Source organism: Photobacterium rosenbergii, assembly GCF_003026455.1.
In the GTDB taxonomy this organism is placed as follows: domain Bacteria; phylum Pseudomonadota; class Gammaproteobacteria; order Enterobacterales; family Vibrionaceae; genus Photobacterium; species Photobacterium rosenbergii.
This window is the reverse complement of record NZ_PYMB01000011.1, coordinates 43,980-60,836: the sequence shown is the minus strand read 5'-3', so window position 1 is coordinate 60,836 and position 16,857 is coordinate 43,980. Positions and strand designations below refer to the sequence as shown.

Sequence of the window (16,857 nt, the reverse complement as noted above, 5' to 3'; positions counted from 1 at the left end):
CTTTAATCAGATCCCAATCAATTAGCAGCCTAGAAAAAGGGAGGTGGTTAGCTCACCTCAACCCGATAAATCGTTGTCGATATGAATGGTCGCTGGACATCATAAATGCAACGCTCTGCGCCGTTGGTATTGACTTGATTTGGAAAGTGCTGCGTCTCAAGGCAAAGCCCAGCATGCTTGTTGTAAGTCTCGCCCTGGCGGCCAGCCTCGCTATTCAAAAAGTTACCGCTATAGAACTGTACACCCGGGAGGTCGGTCTGAACATGCAGTGAAATACCGGTTTTCGGGCTGGTCACCCGCATGGAATCTTGCTCCATAGCATCGCGGTTTAAGACATAACAGTGATCATATCCACCATTGGCGATTTCAAGTTGTCTGTGAAGAGGCTTAGTCGACATAGCTTCGCCAATCTGGCGAGGAGAGGTAAAGTCGAACGCATTACCACGCACACTCAACTGGCCTGTCGGGATCAGTTTGTCATCTACCGCCAGTATGGAATCTGCGTTGATCCAAAGCTCATGATCAAGAATATCTCCCGACCCATTAAGGTTGAAATAAGCGTGCTGGGTAATATTTAACGGGCAGCGACCTGCTGGCGTCGCTGTGTAGCGGATGCTCAATGCGCCATTATCGGAAAGGAAGTAGGCGACAGAGATGACAATATCAACCGGGTAACCACCATCTCTGCGCGCAACCCTTACCGATAGCAAAATCCCCTTGTCGGTTCTATCCAGTACTTCCCATGTGCGGCTATTCAAGTTCGCATCGCCACCATGGAGGTGATTGGTGCCATCATTTTGCGTCAGTTTACGCTTACGGCCATCAAGCATGAATTCGCCATTGGCAACGCGGTTGGCAATGGGGCCGACCACCGCACCAAAATATGTCCCGTTGTTTTGGTATTTCTCGCTACTGTCATAGCCAAGAACGATATTCCTTTCGACACCGTGTTTATCGTGAACGAAGAAATTCACAATGGATGCGCCAATCGGCGAAATATCTATCTTGATACCTTTGTTCTCAATTCTATAGAGCTTCATTGCTTAGCTTTGCCTTCCGATACTCTTTGGGCGTCATACCCATATTTTTGGAAAAAACCGAATACATGTATTGAAGTGACGGGTAGCCGCACATGCTGAACACATCACTGATGGGAATTTCTGTGCTGGATAAAATAGAACAGGCCATATTGAGGCGTGTATTGTGGATTTCGTGATGGATGGTGTGGCCTAACTCGTTCTTGAAACGCATTTCGAGGTTGGAGCGAGATAGACGGAGTTCGTCCAACACGTGGTAGACCTTGATACCGTCTTTGATATGCGTCCTGATATAGTGGAGCGACTTGATGACAGATGGGTCCTGAATGGCTTGATATGACGAGCTTTGTCTTTCGAAAATCCTGGTAGCGGGTACAACGATACGGCTGTTTTTTATCTCTCCCCCTTCCAGTTTTTTGTGCAGCATCTTGCAGGCATTAAAGCCCATCTTACGGCAAGAGTGTTCAACCGAACTCAGTGAAACACGGGTTAAGTGCCGCGCCACCCGCTCGTTGTCAACGCCGATAATCGCCAGATCATCAGGGACAATGATATCGGAGTTATCGCATACCTGGAGTAAATGCCTGGCCCTTGCATCGGTCACCGCGATGATCCCGGTCCCTTTCGGCAGTTGCTTCACCCAATCCGAAAGCCGGTGCATACTATACTCCCAGGTTTTCGACGAACTACGGAGGCCGCGGTATACCCAATGGTCGTGACCGTATTTTTTCATCAACCTCTTGAATGCCTGCTCTCGCTCATAAGACCATAATTTCGACTCAACATCAGGCAAACCGTAAAATGCAAACTGGGTAATGCCCTTGTCTTTGAGGTGCTTGTAGGCAAGTTCAACAACAGAATCATTATCGGTTGCAACGTATGGGATCTCTGGGTACATCCTCTCGTCGTGGTACGAACTGCCTATACCCACGATCGGCATGTCTTTTCGAAGTAGTGTCTTTGCCAACTCGAGATCGTCGAAATCAGCGATGATGCCATCACCAGACCAATGCGATATCACGTCCTTCGCAATGACAAAGTCATCCTCTATGTACACATCCCAACTGGCATTAGAGGCATGAATATACTCACCGATACCGCTAATGATATCTCTGTCATACACTTTGTTGGCATTAAATAGCAGGGCGATTCTGTAGGGTTTCTTACGCATAACAAATTACTTTTAATGGTTATCGTCCTTTATTTTACCTGAGCGAAGCGGTACAACATTGCGAGGCCGCGCAAGTAAATGTAATACGTTTGTGATTTTTACTATCAAGATGAGAGCTAGGTCACCTAAGCACCGATAAGCACTGGGACACATGGCATCTCTAGTTTTCTGGCAACATGGATATCGAGTACCCCATCCATTTGGATATCCCGCCCATGCTCGCCATTGAAGTGGATTGCCTTTACATTCGCCAGATCCGCAACATCCCCAAGGCTATCCAGCACATCAAAAGTTGCTGAAAGTAGATCCGAATAAGCAAATGCGGATGCCTTACCAACCGTCTCACCCAGGTGATCCGTCATCGTGGCCTCAACCCCGAATTTTTTAACATCTATGGATACGCGCATAATAGCCCTCCGCAATACTTATTAAGGACAGTATCCGCTTAAATAGTCACGGGAACAATTACGAAATCTAACAACGAATTAGAGTGTTGTGTTTTGTGTGGAAAAGGTCTCGTTTCAATGCCGACTGAAGGCAAAGGCAATAAAATCAAATAAGCCGCTCAAGCTTTCTTGAACGGCTTATGTTATTTACCATCACGATCAGTCTTTCAAGACCGGTACATGGTTTTGTTTGATGAGTTTCCTTCGCTCAATGTAGGCATCAAGCGGCTCAATATCGGTAAACCAAGCATGGGCGTCGGTTGCAGCGGTTAAGGCGATATTGGCATAGGCGTTGAATGAGCCCGAGCGGATGATCACCTTGGCGTTGGGTGCGACGTCGTTGACTAACTGCTCATGATTGCAAACAGTGAAATCACAACCGGCCCCGGTGTAAATATCCTGGAGGCTCGCATACAGCATTGGGTTCCGGTCACGGACTTCAGTGTCAAAGGAAATGACCTCGACCTGCATATTTTTACGCAGCACACGCAGTATTTCTAACACATCAACAGTACCAGGGAAGACCCCTAGGTCGATACGATTGGCGCCTGCTGGAATAGGGAAGCCAGCATCAGTGACCAGCACAGTATCACCATGTCCAAGGGTGGCGAGAGCCTTGGCCAGTTCAGGATGAAGAATGGTATTGGGGATCATTTCATTTCCTTATTGCGCGGCTAAAAAAGCTTCAACCGTTGCCCGATCTTTATATGACGGTACGGTTTCCCAGTCGGTACAGCATGTCGCGGCGGTTGCGTTGGCAAATAAAACCGCCTCTTCTATTGGTTTGCCTTCTGCCAGCGCAACGGAAAGGCCGGCATTGAAGCTATCACCGGCACCATTGCTGTCAACCACCTCAACCTTGCAAGGAGGGACAATTTGCGTACTGTCTTTGGTAAAGACAGCTGAACCTTTTTCCCCAAGAGTCATAACAACATACTTGCAACCGGTTTCCAGTAACATGTCAGCGACTTCACGATCAGTAAAGTCAGCATCAGGCTCGAGACCGAGTGCGACACGGGCCTCTGTTTCATTAGGTGTCAGGTAGTCAACATCAGACAAATCGAGACCACGCAGATCACGGGCGGGCGCCGGGTTTAGAACCGTTTTTTTGCCCAAGGACTTAGCTATCTTCATTCCATACAGGGCGGTCTCTAGCGGAATTTCTAGCTGAGCAAGCGCGACGTCGCAGTCGTTCATTAAAGGCTTGGCTTCGAACACATCTTCTTTGCTGTATAGCTTGTTCGCCCCCATATCAACAACAATCACGTTCTGTGCATTGCGGTCCTTCACGATAAGACCTGCTCCGGTGGCAAGTTCCGTCGTAACTCGCAACGCTTCGATGTCGACACCTTCTTCTTTCATAAGGGATTGGAACTCATGGCCAAAAGCATCATCACCCACCACACCGGAGTAAATTACTGTCGCACCCAGACGAGCAGCCTGGACAGCCATATCTGACCCCTTACCCCCATATGTTTGACGAAAGTCCTCTCCGATCAGGGTTTCACCCACCAAAGGGATACGCTCAGTGGTCATAACCAATGCTTTGGCATAACTGCCTAAAATGAATACGCTCATTTACTCATCCTTTAACATAGAAAATGCCGCACGGCTCAAAGCAACCGTGCGGCTTAACCAATTAGTAAGCGTTGATATCGCCAACCATGCGCTTGACGATTTCTGGGCCAGAAGAGGTGCCAACTAGTTCGGCACCGGCTTCAAACATCGCCTGCATTTTTTCGATGGTATTGACCTTGCCAGAGACTTTGACTTTACAAGGTGCTTGGATATTTTCTTTCAGGATACGAACATCGTGCTCTGTAGCAGCACACCCACCTTTACCCCAACCTGAAGACTGCTTAACCCAATCAACACCGGCCTTCATTGATAATTGAGTCGCTTTGATTTTCAGTTCATCCGTTGGAAGGAAGCCAAATTCAAGCATCACTTTTACTTTCATGCCGTAGCTGTGGGCCGCTTCCGTAACCTGCTTAATTTCCTGGTAGTACTCTTCTTCCATCCCGCTCAACAGGAAACCAGGGTTAGGTGGGAAATCGAATTCATCAGCACCTTCAGTGCCTAGTTGATGAACAAGGGCAACCTTCATTGCCGTTGTATCATTAGCTTGTGGGAAGTTAAGCGTGGTAGCCACGCGGATACCCGTCCCTTTCAGGTATTCCTTTGCAACTTTAACCCAGCATGGTGCGATCATTGCTGCATCGAAACCATACTCCTTACAAATCTCAAGATGGGCGATTAACTCATCTTTGGTTAGCTCAGGATTTACATTGGTGAACTGAATGGCTTTGGCAACCTGCTTAGGATCGTTAAAGTCGATCATGGATAATACTCCTACACGGATTTAATACTGGACAGCGTCCCTAATCTTGTCTCTAATTTATCCGCTAGCTAGTTGCCGATTAATACACGTGGCTACTTATAACATGGATAAAAATCGCAATTTGCCGCTGCTGTGATGGAGGCCTATTTTGGGAAATGGTGAGGACAGGATGTCAAACTCGGTAATCAAACAATCCTTTTATCGCGAGTCATTAGGCTTTTCCGCGCTTTGTACCCACCAGATACTGAGGGGAGGGCATATCGAAACCACCCCAGATTACAAAGTAAGCAGGAAATCAGTTAGCGGGCATGAGTTTATCTATTGCCTGAACGGGGCCGGATGGGTTGTTTTTGGCGGCAAGCGTCATTATGTACACAAAGGTCAGTTGGTTTGGCTCCCCGTTTATGGCAGTCATGTGCACTTCCCTGATCCCAAGCGTCCCTGGGAAATTTACTGGTTTCGCGCCGAAGGGGGAAAGCTGACAAAGATAATGGAATTTCTACAGGTACATCAGCAGCCTACTTTCCTATTGGAAGATAACAAGCGTACAGTAGAAATCTTCCAGCAGGTGTTTGAACACATGCAGCAGCACTCTCTGCTCTCTGACATTACCTGCGATCAGCTCATTTCAGAATTACTCGTCATGTTACTAGAGAGCAGAAGCGAGCCGGACAAAATTACCCAAGACCCAGTCAAGCATCGCGGGTTAACCAGCCTAATCTACGAAATTCATAGTCATTACGCCGAAGACTGGACCGTTGAGAAGTTCGCTGCCCATTGCCAGGTGAGTAAGTCCCAGCTGTTTCGGCTTTTTCAGTCCACATTTAATCAATCGCCACTGAAATGGCTCAAGCATTATCGGATCTCGCAGGCACGCAGAATGCTGGTAGAAAGTGACGACAGTATTTCCGAGGTAGCTTACCTGATAGGCTACAAGGATCCGCTGCACTTCTCCCGTGACTTTCGAAACATTGTCGGGATCAGTCCATCAGAATTTAGGAAGAGAGAAGCGTGGGGATAAGCATTTGAACGCTTTCGAGACCATACCCACACAAAACACCATCTTCTATTTTAATGTGAAAAATCGTAATTGTAGCAGCCTGCACTGGCATGAATAGTAACGATAAATTGGTCAACTTAGGGACACATTATGTTTATCGGTATCGACTTAGGCACATCAGGAGTTAAAGCGATTGTTCTCGATGAAAGCGGGAAAATCTTAGCGTCAAAAACAGTGGCACTCACCGTTTCTCGACCCAAGCCATTGTGGTCAGAGCAAAACCCAGCGCACTGGTGGCAGGCGACCTGCGAAGCAATTGACGGTTTGAGCGCACAGCAAGATCTATCGAAGGTCAAAGCTATTGGCCTGGCTGGGCAAATGCATGGGGCGACACTGCTGGATAAAAACGGGGAAATCCTTCGTCCTGCCATTCTATGGAACGACGGGCGATGCCAGCAAGAGTGCGAGCAATTGGAAGCAAGCGTCCCGAACAGCCGTAACATCACCGGCAACCTGATGATGCCCGGTTTCACCGCCCCGAAGCTGTTATGGGTCAAGCACAACGAGCCCGAACTCTTTGACAGAGTCGATAAGGTGTTGCTACCTAAAGATTACCTCCGCTACAAGCTGACTGGCGACTTCGCATCCGACATGTCAGATGCGGCAGGCACAATGTGGCTGGATGTCTCAGGCCGTAATTGGAGCCGTGAGATGCTGACGGCAACGGGGCTGTCATTGGAGCACATGCCGAAACTGTATGAAGGTACTGAAGTCACCGGCACCCTTTCCCCTGAGGTCGCAGAGCGCTGGGGCATGTCTGATGTTGCCGTAGTGGCGGGCGCTGGAGACAACGCAGCGGGAGCCGTTGGAGTGGGCGTTGTTAAACCGGGCCAGGCCATGGTGTCACTAGGAACATCAGGGGTTTACTTTGCGGTTTGCGACCATTTTGGATCTGCACCAGAATCTGCACTCCACAGTTTTTGTCATGCTATTCCTAACACCTGGCACACAATGTCAGTAACGCTGAGTGCGGCATCTTGCCTGGCTTGGTATGCAGATATGGCTGGCTATAGCTCGGTGCAAACGATGATTGATGATGTTGAAGCAAACGATCTGTCACTCCAGGATTCACAGGTCCTTTTCCTGCCTTATCTCTCTGGTGAGCGAACGCCGCATAATGATCCCAATGCCAAGGGAGTGTTCTTCGGGATGACACCGGCAACGACCCGGGCAGAAATAGCGCACGCGGTACTCGAAGGTGTCGGCTTTGCGCTTGCTGATGGGGTGGACGTACTCCATGATGCCAGCGGTGTACCAGACGAAATTACACTTATTGGCGGTGGTGCCCGAAGCCCCTATTGGCGTCAGATGCTGACGGACATCTTCGGTTACCAGGTCACATACCGTGAGGGTGGGGAGGTTGGCCCAGCACTCGGCGCTGCCCGGCTTGCCCACCTTGGGTTGAAACCAAATGCCAACCTCGAAGACATTTGTCCGGTTCCCGACATCGTTCAATTCCACCTTCCGCATGGTGAAAAAACGGAGGACTATGCCAAAAAACGTAAGGCGTTTAAGGAGCTTTACCTAAGGCTTAAAGGTTTTAGCCTTTAAAGGCGTTATTTCATTTCGTTCAAATCTATAACTCTGGCAGCAGGCAAAACCTAATCGTATATTTGGTTTACCTGCTGCGTTGTTTATTATTTTAACGAGACTTACGGCACACAAATTTTATTTTCAAGGTGTTTTGAGAAATATCGTAATTGTTACGAACATATCCAATCGGTATCACTGTTGAGCAATCCTAATTATCTTATATGGAGCTTATCGTGGCTGAATATTTCAAAGGTATTGAGAACATTAAATTCGAAGGTACCGACTCTACAAATCCACTCTCTTTCAAACACTATGACGCAAACAAGGTTATCCATGGCAAAACAATGGCCGAGCACCTACGATTTGCGGCTTGTTATTGGCACAACTTCTGTTGGGAGGGAACAGACCCATTTGGGATGGCAACCTATGATCGCGCCTGGCTGAAAAGCCATGATCCTATGGAAGTGGCCAAGATGAAAGCTGACGCAGCCTTTGAGTTCTTTTCAAAGCTAGGTGTCCCTTATTACTGCTTCCACGATACTGACGTTGCACCAGAGGGGGCAAACCTTAAAGAGTACATTAACAACTTCTCTCAGATGGTTGATGTACTTGAGCAAAAGCAAAGCGAAACAGGTATGAAGCTGCTTTGGGGGACTGTGAACGCATTCTCACACCCACGTTATATGTCAGGAGCCGCATCCAACCCAAACCCAGAAGTGTTCGCTTATGCGGCAGCCCAGGTTTTCAATGCAATGGGAGCAACAAAACGTCTTGGCGGTGAAAACTACGTACTGTGGGGAGGCCGCGAAGGATACGAAACGCTGCTGAACACAGATCTTCGTCAAGAGCGTGCTCAGTTAGGGCGCTTCATGCAGATGGTCGTTGAGCATAAACACAAAATCGGCTTCGGCGGTACCATCTTGATTGAGCCTAAACCTCAGGAGCCTACCAAGCACCAGTATGACTACGATACAGCCACTGTGTACGGCTTCCTTAAACAATTCGGCCTTGAGAACGAAATCAAGGTCAACATCGAAGCCAACCATGCCACGCTATCTGGCCACAGTTTCCAACATGAAGTTGCAACAGCAACATCATTGGGTATCTTTGGCTCTATCGATGCCAACCGTGGCGATGCCCAACTAGGCTGGGATACCGATCAGTTCCCTAACTCAGTAGAAGAAAACTCACTGGTTATTTACGAAATCCTAAAAGCCGGCGGCTTCACGACCGGTGGTTTCAACTTCGATACTAAACTACGCCGCCAGTCTATCGATGGCGCAGATCTATTCCATGGCCATATCGGCGGTATGGATACCATGGCCAAGTCGCTAGAGAGAGCGGTAGACATGCTGGAACACGACTTCTTGGCCGAAAATGTCGCACAACGTTACAAGCACTGGAACGGTACATTGGGCTCAAAAATCATGAGCGGTAACTTTACCCTAGAGGAACTTGCCCATCACGCAACTGAAGCCAATATCAATCCGCAGCATGTTTCAGGTCAGCAAGAAATGCTAGAGAATAAAATCAACCAGGTTTTATTTAAATAACCGTTGTCTCTTGGAATATTACGTTAAGCCCCTCCTTGCAGGGGCTTTCTTTTAATTCGAAATTAAACGAGACATAAAACACACAAAACATCTGGCGGGTATATTTTGTCAAATATCGTAATTTTGTCATTGACAAAATAAGCGCAAATTATGAGTTGAACACACAATTTCTATCCACCTCGATCTGAGACATTATCAAATGGACATGACAGACAAATACGACGCCCTCGTCTTGAAGGGCGCAAAATTTCAAGTGATTATCAATGCGGTGATCAACAGTATTGTTGGAGCACTTTCGATTAGTACGGCCTATGTGGCAATCAGCGGCAGTAATAGCATGATAATGGACTTCATAATCATGAATTTCTTCCTGATTTTCTTTGTGCTGTTTTTCACCCGCAATGAAGTAGAAAAATGGAGTAAGAAAAACAACGCGCGTGGCGTTTGGTATAAAGAAAACAAACACAAAGATCTCAAGAAGTATCTCAATAACGGCTTCTTCAAAAACTTCGCGCTACTTTTTATTCGTTACAGCATCACCATGACGATCCCTGCAGTCGTCCTGTGCAGCCTCATTTATGCTGACTCCGGGATCCCTGCTGCGCATTTTGTCTTTATCAAAGGTATCTACTCTGTCTTCCTCGCAAATAAGGTGGCGACATTGGGTGGCCGCCTGGGCTCTATCGATCAAACAAGTATCAAATTGGCACAAATCTAAGGGTGAATCATGTTTTACAACAAAATTGGCGCTGATCAAGGGCATTATGAATCGCTAGCTAACAAGCTGGTTCAACAAATGACACTGGAAGAAAAGTGTCTTCTCCTATCGGGCGATTGGGATGTATTTGGCAATACCAAGCTAGGCAATCCCTACAACCCTAAACCAATCGAAACCTTCGGCTGTGATCGGCTTGGTATCCCACCGCTCGGATTTTCTGACGGTCCTCGTGGTGTTGTAATGGATGGCGGTACTTGCTTCCCTGTTTCAATGGCGCGTGGTGCATCATTTGACCGAGAGCTAGAAGCCGAAATTGGGAATGCAATAGGCAAAGAAGTGCGAGCCTACAAGAAAGGGAACTACTTTGCCGGGATTTGTATCAACCTGCTGCGCCATCCTGCTTGGGGACGCGCTCAGGAAACGTACGGTGAAGACCCATACCATGTCGGTGAGTTTGGCTTGCAGCTGACCGAAGAGGTTCAGAAGCATGGGGTGATGGCATGTATCAAGCACTATGCCATGAACAACATCGAAAACTCACGCTTCAAGGTTGATATTCAAGTCGATGACCGCTCGCTTCACGAAATTTACTTGCCGCACTTCAAAAAGGCGGTCGTTGATGGCGGTGCGGCCTCTTTGATGGGCGCTTACAATAAATTCCGCGGTAGCCATGTCTGTGAAAGCAAGGAGCTAAATACAACTATCCTTCGCGACATGTGGGGCTTCGAAGGCTTTATCTCTACCGATTTCTTTTTTGGCGCCCGCGATACCAAAAAAGCCATTGAGTCGGGCATGGATGTCGAGATGCCAATGCCGATCCACTATCACAAAGTACTGAAAGAAAAAGTGGAGTCAGGCGAAATCGACGTCAGTTATGTTGACCTTTCCTGTGAGCGAGTTATTCGAACGGTGATGTCATTTACCGACAAAGAAGACCAGATGAACTACGGTCCCCACCTGCTCAATAACCCGGATCATATCGCACTTTCCCAGCGGGCTGCGGAAGAGTCAATGGCGCTTATCAAGAACGAAGGCAATGTGCTTCCTCTTCGCAAGAATATCAAGAAACTACTCGTGGTCGGTAATTTTGCACTCACCGCCAATACCGGCGACAGGGGCAGTAGCCAAATCGGCAATGGCAGAACCAGCGCACCACTGCAAGCACTGAAGGATTACTTCGGCGATACTGTAGAGATTATTCACTGCAGTGACACTGAAGTGACCAAAGCTAAACAATACGCGAACAAGGTAGATGCGGTCCTTATTTTTGCCGGCTGTGACCATACCGACGAGGGTGAGTACCTTGTCCCAGATAAGGATGTGGCGCTGGGACCTTTGATGCGCAAAGGTTTCGAAAACAAAGGTATGCCTTACAAGGCCAAATTCCTTGAGTGGAGCGGTAATAAGGCGTCTAAGCACATCGCCGCTTCAAACGAAGAAGGCAAGGGGGTAGGGGGTGATCGTGCACAGTTGGGTGTACGAACGTCCCAGAGCAAAATGATCCGTGAAATCGGCAGAATTAATCCAAACACTGTGGTGAATATTGTATCGGGCTCTATGATCATGACTGCCGACTGGGACGACCAAGTCCCTGCAATCCTAATGAACTGGTACGCCGGTGAGAAAGGCGGGAAGGCACTGACACGCATCCTGTTTGGTGACGTTAACCCGAGCGGTAAACTGCCATTCACCGTACCTTATAGTGAAAACCACCTGCCGCACTTTGAGGCAAATTGTGAGTCGTTTACCTACGATTACTACCACGGTTACTACCTGCTCGATAAGAAAGGTATCAAGCCGATGTATCCATTCGGCCATGGGTTGAGTTACACCTCGTTTGAACTCAGCGAGCCGCAATACGAACTTTATGATGATCGCATTCGGGTGACGACCAAGGTCTCCAACACCGGTAATATTGACGGTAAGGAAGTGGTCCAGGTTTACGTTGGCTACGCCCGCTCATCGGTCGAGCGTCACAAGAAAGAGCTCAAGGGTTTCGAGAAAGTATTCGTCAAAGCCGGCGAGACACAAACGGTGGCAGTTGATGTCATGCTCAAAGAGCTGGAGTACTTCTCACCGGAAAGGCAGGAGTTTGTCTTCGAAGATATGGATTACGAGCTCTATGTGGGCAACTCTTCCAATGCAGACAGTCTGATCATGATTGATGCGGCTGTTGGCTCTTGCGATAAGAAATCAGCCTAATTGCCTTATATCAAGACCAAGACCAAGCGCTAATTTGGCGCTTGCTTTCTTGAGTATCAACAAAGCCCCTTGAAAAAGGGGCTTTCTTTTACATCGACCTAACCAAACTAGAACTCAATCAGTCCCTTGCCGGTGAAGGTGCCATTGACCGATTTCACCGTTAATGTGTGCTCTGCCTGGATCCAACCTGAGCCGTCTTTGTTCACTTTCATGATCTTGGACTCAAATGAGCCAATTCCCGGATTGATCAACAAGCAGCCCTCATTGTCCACGTCGATACCTGCCAATCGAATGTAAGACAGTATCAAAGCGGTATGGGTATGCGGGTTACCGACAGGGAAGCTCTGTGCAGACATCATGGACATGCCCGCTTCTGGATCATCATCTTCGATATCCTGGCCGGCAAGATCTTCCCCCCATGCTCCCCATGTACGACCGGCACGACGAGACTCTGGTGCATTCCAGCAATCAGGGCCAGAAAGTACCCCTTCCCAAAGAGAGGGATAAGCGCGCGCATGGCTTGTGAGGGCATTTTTGCGGAAGTTCTCTAGCGCGAAATCCGTATCGTACTTCAAGGCACCGGTTGTCACAAACATGTTTAAGATAACCCAGATACCACCATAAGCTTCTTCGCCATTAAGGTTGTGAGGCCACATCGCACGAACACCAAGCGGGCTGTTTTCTGCCACTTCCTTCCATGCATCAATGACCGATTTGGCTTGCTCGGCTGTCGGAGCACCTGAATTAAGCGCCATGCCGTTAACGTCAGACCAAATTTCATCCCGACCTGCAACAAGCTCTTCCGGTCCGTAAATACGATCGAACCACTTACCGTTAAAGCCCTCACGGAGCACCTTTGCTAGGTCTTCGGCATCATCACGGGCCTGCTTCGCCAGATCTGCTTCGCCGAGCTTCTCGAGCAATGCAGCCCATCGAGGCAGAATGAAGGCAGCTGCAGCCGTATTCAGCACAGATGTACCGACTTCAATCATCTCTTTTGCGTGATCACCGGCAACCAAAAGAGCAACGTCTTGCCAATCACCAGTCATCACACGGACATGGCTTTTCAGGCCGCGGCCTACCACGTTGTGGAAATAGTTATATTGACGGATTAAGTTACCCTTTAGAGTCAGAGGTGCTATGGCATATTCCGGGTGGGAGGGCAGCATCTCGTCAAATGCCTGCAAATCGCCCGTCACAGCAGCATATTCAGAAGCCGACCATAATGCATAGAGATTCATGTCAGAGGGCTTGGCACCAAAACCTTCCGGCGTCTTGTCACTTTGCAGGCCAAAGGGCAGTGCGCCTTCTTCATCAGCCCAAGAGCATGTATTGCGCAGCACTTGCAAGCCTAGTTTGGGCTCCACATACATCATCGGGATCGAATCGAGGAATGGGTCACGGGCGGCTGCGTTGATACCAAAGTGGAAACCATAGTTACCGGCTTGGTTAAGCGTATATCCCCCCAAGACATCATCTCGGTTAACCAGCCCGTAAGCAGTAGCCGAGTGCCACATGAGCTCTTTTGCCACTTCAGGCGCAAGATCAGATTCAGCCTTGACCATACGCGATTTCGCCACTTCGATTGTACTCTCGAAGAAGGTTTCTGGTGCCTCGAGAGGCTGGTCATCAAACAGACCGAAACGGAAATAAAACGCTTTTGTTTCGCCTGCCGCTAATTCAACATCTGTGCTGATAGACAAAACGGGGTGTTTATCATCCGATGCCTTCACATCGACGGGAGCGCTACCCAAAGACTCCAACATGAGTTCAACCGGTGAGCCGGCAAACTCGCCATCCACCTCGTCATCATCAATATCATCATTGTTGATGATCTCTTGTGCACGAGCGATCTGACGACCAAGCTCAACGTCGTAGCTCACCGCCATCTCTGCAATCTTCTTGCGCACTGTATTACGGGTTAAAGACTGCAAATAGAGCGGGCTCACCGCCCATTCTTCATTAAGCTTGAATGATTTCGCTTCCTGCGCTGACACCCGAACACGGACAAAGACCCACGGAGTATCGCCTTCCGGCATGATCAACTCACGCTCGACCGTGATGCCCTTGTTCTCCAGTAGCACCGAAAAGAATTGGGGACCGAACTGACGCTGGCTAACGACACCTTCTGGGGCCGTGTACATGCTGGTACCCCATGTTGTCCCGTCAGCTTCGTCAATCAACGTCAGGCCGGAGCCCCCTTTGTCATGATCTGCAGAGACGATGTAGCGCATCACTTCCGTTTCGGTGAAGATAGAAGCCGTACCCATGTTATCAACGACGGCTTTGATTGCCGTGTTACCTATGACATGAGGATGGCGGCGAGTTTTTGGCAACACGATAGGGTCCCACTCAGCTTGCTTCAGCGTTAGCGGGTTTGCCGTGTAGTTGAATGTAGGTAAGCCGTGCTTGACAATCCATTCACCATAAATGCTATAGCCTTTGAACAGTTTTGAATCTGAGTTAAATATTGTGTCCATGTATTTCCCTTTATATTTCATGCTCATGGAAACAATGGCGTATTTGATAATTCAAATAATCGACCCCCGTCTGCTTTGCAAAATAATAGGTAGGGTTTGGTAAATATCATAAAGCGGGAGAGGGGACTTACCGCCCCCTTTACAGGGGGCAGATGTTGTTTCAACTAGCCAAGGCGCTTTTCAAATGCCTTGTACAAGGTTTCGTGAGTGTCACGCATGTCTTCCGGAATGACTTTGGTCACCTTGCGGTTATAGGTGATAAGGCCGTTTATCTCACCTTCCACGTCAGTGATCTGAGTGTAGACGGTCGCAGCCAGACCTCTTTCGATCAAAGGCTTAACCTCACTCATCATTAACTCCCGATACTGGCCGCGGAAGTCCTCGATAGATTCGGTTTCACCGTAGCTGAAAATCTTACCGTCTGACCAAGCTTGCTCCTGGACCTTCCAGGTCTTGCCGCCATACTCGCCGATTACGCTCGCCCGGTAATTCGACCGGTCAATCGGCAACCATAGATCCTGCATGTAGATATGGCAGTCAAACACATCCCCAACGCCCTGATCTTGTTCACCAGAGACATTGTTGATAAGCCGGGTCGCATCTTTGTTCTTGATAAAGTCGGTTGCCGCAATCGCATCGAACTGACCCCAGTTTTCATTAAATGGGATCCAACAGACAACGGAAGGGTTCACGCGAAGCGCATCCATCATCTCTTCCAGTTCTTTGTAATACAGGGCTTTCGAGTGCTCGGTTCGGTTCCAACCTTCATAGTCATCATCGCGAACCATAACGTGCTTAACGCCAAACGGGGCCAAGTGTTGAATGTAATCCAGCCACATTGAGTAAGAACCCGAAGTGAAGCTCCCTGCGCTTGGCATGTCCTGCCATACCATCAGGCCCAGGCGATCGGCATGGTAGTACCAACGCGCAGACTCAACTTTGATGTGCTTGCGTGCCATATTGAAGCCCATCGCTTTGATTTGCTCGATATCAAAGACCAGCGCTCTGTCAGACGAGTGGGTGTAGAGGCCATCAGGCCAGAAGCCCTGATCCAACGGACCGTGATGGAAGATAGGCTTGCCGTTGAGCGTCAGCACAACTTCGCCATTAATACGCTCTTTGCCAACTTCACGCAGGGCAAAGTAGCTGTTAACGCTGTCGATAACCTTCTCACCGTCCAACAATTCTACCCGGATTTGGTAGAGGTACGGATCTTCCGGGCTCCACAATTTCTTGTCTTCGGTGATCACCGTAATAGGTAAACCAGGTTTGCCGACGAACGTTTTGCCATCGCAAAGCGTGGTGATGCGGGCTGTAATACCGGCAGTGTTTCCAGTTGTCTTCGTCTCGATCACCGCATAACCTGCCTTTACGTTGGCATTGGCGATAACACTTTTGACATGGCACTGGGATACCGGCTCAAGCCATACTGTCTGCCAGATACCTGAGCTTGCGGTATAAGAGATATCGGTCGGGCACAGAGTCTGCTTCCCTTTCTGACGCGCTTCATCTTCTCGTTCATTCGAATCTGTTGGGTCATAGACGACGACAACAATTTCGTTCTCACCATCAAGGTTAACCACATCCGTGATATCAACCGAAAACGGGGTATAGCCACCGGTGTGCTCAACTTGGAATTGGCCATTGACGTAAACGTTCGCCTGCCAATCAACAGCACCGAAATGAAGGATGATACGTTCGCCACTCCAGTCTGCTGGCACCGAGAACAGGCGCTTGTACCATATTTTCTCACCGCCATACACAGGGCGACCGACCCCCGACAAAGCCGACTCTATCGGGTAAGGCACCTGGATAAGCCCAGGGAAGTCTCTGTTTACTTCCTCTTCCTTTGGCAGGACGTTAAATTGCCAAAGACCGTTGAGGTTCAACCAGCGTTCACGCTCGAGCTGCGGACGAGGGTACTCCGGGAGCGGACAATCTTGGTCTATCGCTTCATCACTCCAAGGCGTTTTGTGATTATCTGTAATAGTCACTTTCCAGCCGTTCACTGACTGATCAGCAAACCACTGCTGCCAATCACTGGACGTATGGTCTGGCTGTTTGACCTCAGGCAACTCGCTGCGCTGGATAAACTTATTCCACATTTTCGATAACAGTACAGGATGAAACTTGGCAAGCAGGCCTATGGTCGTTAAAAGCAGAGCGACAAAGGTAGGAATGACGGCAATAACAAGGGCAGCTATCGCAAGCCAGCCGTCGAGATAATTGCCCAAGAAGGCTAAAACAATCGCGATGATATAGGCAATCGCCATTATCATTCGGATCTTTTGTTTCAATTTATCCATGGTAAAGTCC

Annotated in this window: 13 protein-coding genes; 5 read left to right on the top strand and 8 right to left on the bottom strand. The window is 48.7% G+C overall.

What is annotated here, in order from left to right:
- Nucleotides 1-47: 47 nt before the first annotated feature.
- The 6 genes from C9J01_RS18940 to deoC form a co-directional block, all read right to left on the bottom strand.
- Nucleotides 48-1,040 carry an aldose epimerase family protein gene (locus C9J01_RS18940; RefSeq protein ID WP_107299702.1) on the bottom strand — a complete coding sequence of 331 codons (993 nt, stop codon included), beginning with the start codon at nucleotides 1,038-1,040 and terminating at the stop codon, nucleotides 48-50.
- Nucleotides 1,027-2,208 carry a XylR family transcriptional regulator gene (locus C9J01_RS18935; RefSeq protein WP_107299701.1) on the bottom strand — a complete coding sequence of 394 codons (1,182 nt, stop codon included), beginning with the start codon at nucleotides 2,206-2,208 and terminating at the stop codon, nucleotides 1,027-1,029. Before C9J01_RS18935 ends, C9J01_RS18940 begins: the two co-directional genes overlap by 14 nt.
- Before the next feature lie 125 nt (nucleotides 2,209-2,333).
- Nucleotides 2,334-2,615 (bottom strand): hypothetical protein, encoded by a 282-nt coding sequence (locus tag C9J01_RS18930; protein WP_107299700.1) that lies wholly within the window; start codon nucleotides 2,613-2,615, stop codon nucleotides 2,334-2,336.
- 198 nt (nucleotides 2,616-2,813) lie between these two features.
- Nucleotides 2,814-3,308, bottom strand: coding sequence for a D-ribose pyranase (rbsD, locus tag C9J01_RS18925; RefSeq protein ID WP_107299699.1), 495 nt, complete (start codon nucleotides 3,306-3,308; stop codon nucleotides 2,814-2,816).
- A 9-nt stretch (nucleotides 3,309-3,317) separates the two neighbouring features.
- Complete coding sequence (locus C9J01_RS18920) at nucleotides 3,318-4,232, bottom strand: ribokinase (protein WP_107299698.1); 915 nt, start codon at nucleotides 4,230-4,232, stop codon at nucleotides 3,318-3,320.
- A 61-nt stretch (nucleotides 4,233-4,293) separates the two neighbouring features.
- Nucleotides 4,294-4,995, bottom strand: coding sequence for a deoxyribose-phosphate aldolase (deoC, locus tag C9J01_RS18915; RefSeq protein WP_107299697.1), 702 nt, complete (start codon nucleotides 4,993-4,995; stop codon nucleotides 4,294-4,296).
- Nucleotides 4,996-5,164: 169 nt separating this feature from the next.
- Between deoC and C9J01_RS18910 the strand changes: the two genes are divergently transcribed.
- The 5 genes from C9J01_RS18910 (at nucleotide 5,165) to C9J01_RS18890 (ending at nucleotide 12,061) form a co-directional block, all read left to right on the top strand.
- Entirely contained in the window at nucleotides 5,165-6,016 is an 852-nt protein-coding gene (locus tag C9J01_RS18910) for a helix-turn-helix transcriptional regulator (RefSeq protein ID WP_107299763.1), read from the top strand.
- A gap of 129 nt (nucleotides 6,017-6,145) precedes the next feature.
- On the top strand, nucleotides 6,146-7,606 hold the full coding sequence (gene xylB, locus C9J01_RS18905) for a xylulokinase (protein WP_107299696.1): 1,461 nt from the start codon (nucleotides 6,146-6,148) through the stop codon (nucleotides 7,604-7,606).
- Nucleotides 7,607-7,821: 215 nt separating this feature from the next.
- Complete coding sequence (gene xylA, locus C9J01_RS18900) at nucleotides 7,822-9,141, top strand: xylose isomerase (RefSeq protein ID WP_107299695.1); 1,320 nt, start codon at nucleotides 7,822-7,824, stop codon at nucleotides 9,139-9,141.
- A gap of 199 nt (nucleotides 9,142-9,340) precedes the next feature.
- Nucleotides 9,341-9,859 carry a hypothetical protein gene (locus C9J01_RS18895; RefSeq protein WP_107299694.1) on the top strand — a complete coding sequence of 173 codons (519 nt, stop codon included), beginning with the start codon at nucleotides 9,341-9,343 and terminating at the stop codon, nucleotides 9,857-9,859.
- 9 nt (nucleotides 9,860-9,868) lie between these two features.
- A complete protein-coding gene (locus C9J01_RS18890; protein WP_107299693.1) occupies nucleotides 9,869-12,061 on the top strand; it encodes a beta-glucosidase in 2,193 nt (730 codons plus the stop codon).
- Nucleotides 12,062-12,168: 107 nt separating this feature from the next.
- Here C9J01_RS18890 and C9J01_RS18885 read toward each other — a convergent pair whose 3' ends face one another.
- Nucleotides 12,169-14,541, bottom strand: coding sequence for a GH36-type glycosyl hydrolase domain-containing protein (locus C9J01_RS18885; RefSeq protein ID WP_158264564.1), 2,373 nt, complete (start codon nucleotides 14,539-14,541; stop codon nucleotides 12,169-12,171).
- A 164-nt stretch (nucleotides 14,542-14,705) separates the two neighbouring features.
- A complete protein-coding gene (locus tag C9J01_RS18880; protein ID WP_107299691.1) occupies nucleotides 14,706-16,847 on the bottom strand; it encodes a glycoside hydrolase family 2 protein in 2,142 nt (713 codons plus the stop codon).
- Nucleotides 16,848-16,857 lie beyond the last annotated feature (10 nt).

Bases quoted from the DNA above. Each gene is read 5' to 3' on its own strand.
- C9J01_RS18940 (WP_107299702.1), bottom strand. From the start codon at position 1,040: ATGAAGCTCTATAGAATTGAGAACAAAGGTATCAAGATAGATATTTCG.
- C9J01_RS18935 (WP_107299701.1), bottom strand. From the start codon at position 2,208: ATGCGTAAGAAACCCTACAGAATCGCCCTGCTATTTAATGCCAACAAA.
- C9J01_RS18930 (WP_107299700.1), bottom strand. From the start codon at position 2,615: ATGCGCGTATCCATAGATGTTAAAAAATTCGGGGTTGAGGCCACGATG.
- rbsD (WP_107299699.1), bottom strand. From the start codon at position 3,308: ATGATCCCCAATACCATTCTTCATCCTGAACTGGCCAAGGCTCTCGCC.
- C9J01_RS18920 (WP_107299698.1), bottom strand. From the start codon at position 4,232: ATGAGCGTATTCATTTTAGGCAGTTATGCCAAAGCATTGGTTATGACC.
- deoC (WP_107299697.1), bottom strand. From the start codon at position 4,995: ATGATCGACTTTAACGATCCTAAGCAGGTTGCCAAAGCCATTCAGTTC.
- C9J01_RS18910 (WP_107299763.1), top strand. From the start codon at position 5,165: ATGTCAAACTCGGTAATCAAACAATCCTTTTATCGCGAGTCATTAGGC.
- xylB (WP_107299696.1), top strand. From the start codon at position 6,146: ATGTTTATCGGTATCGACTTAGGCACATCAGGAGTTAAAGCGATTGTT.
- C9J01_RS18895 (WP_107299694.1), top strand. From the start codon at position 9,341: ATGGACATGACAGACAAATACGACGCCCTCGTCTTGAAGGGCGCAAAA.
- C9J01_RS18890 (WP_107299693.1), top strand. From the start codon at position 9,869: ATGTTTTACAACAAAATTGGCGCTGATCAAGGGCATTATGAATCGCTA.
- C9J01_RS18885 (WP_158264564.1), bottom strand. From the start codon at position 14,541: ATGGACACAATATTTAACTCAGATTCAAAACTGTTCAAAGGCTATAGC.
- C9J01_RS18880 (WP_107299691.1), bottom strand. From the start codon at position 16,847: ATGGATAAATTGAAACAAAAGATCCGAATGATAATGGCGATTGCCTAT.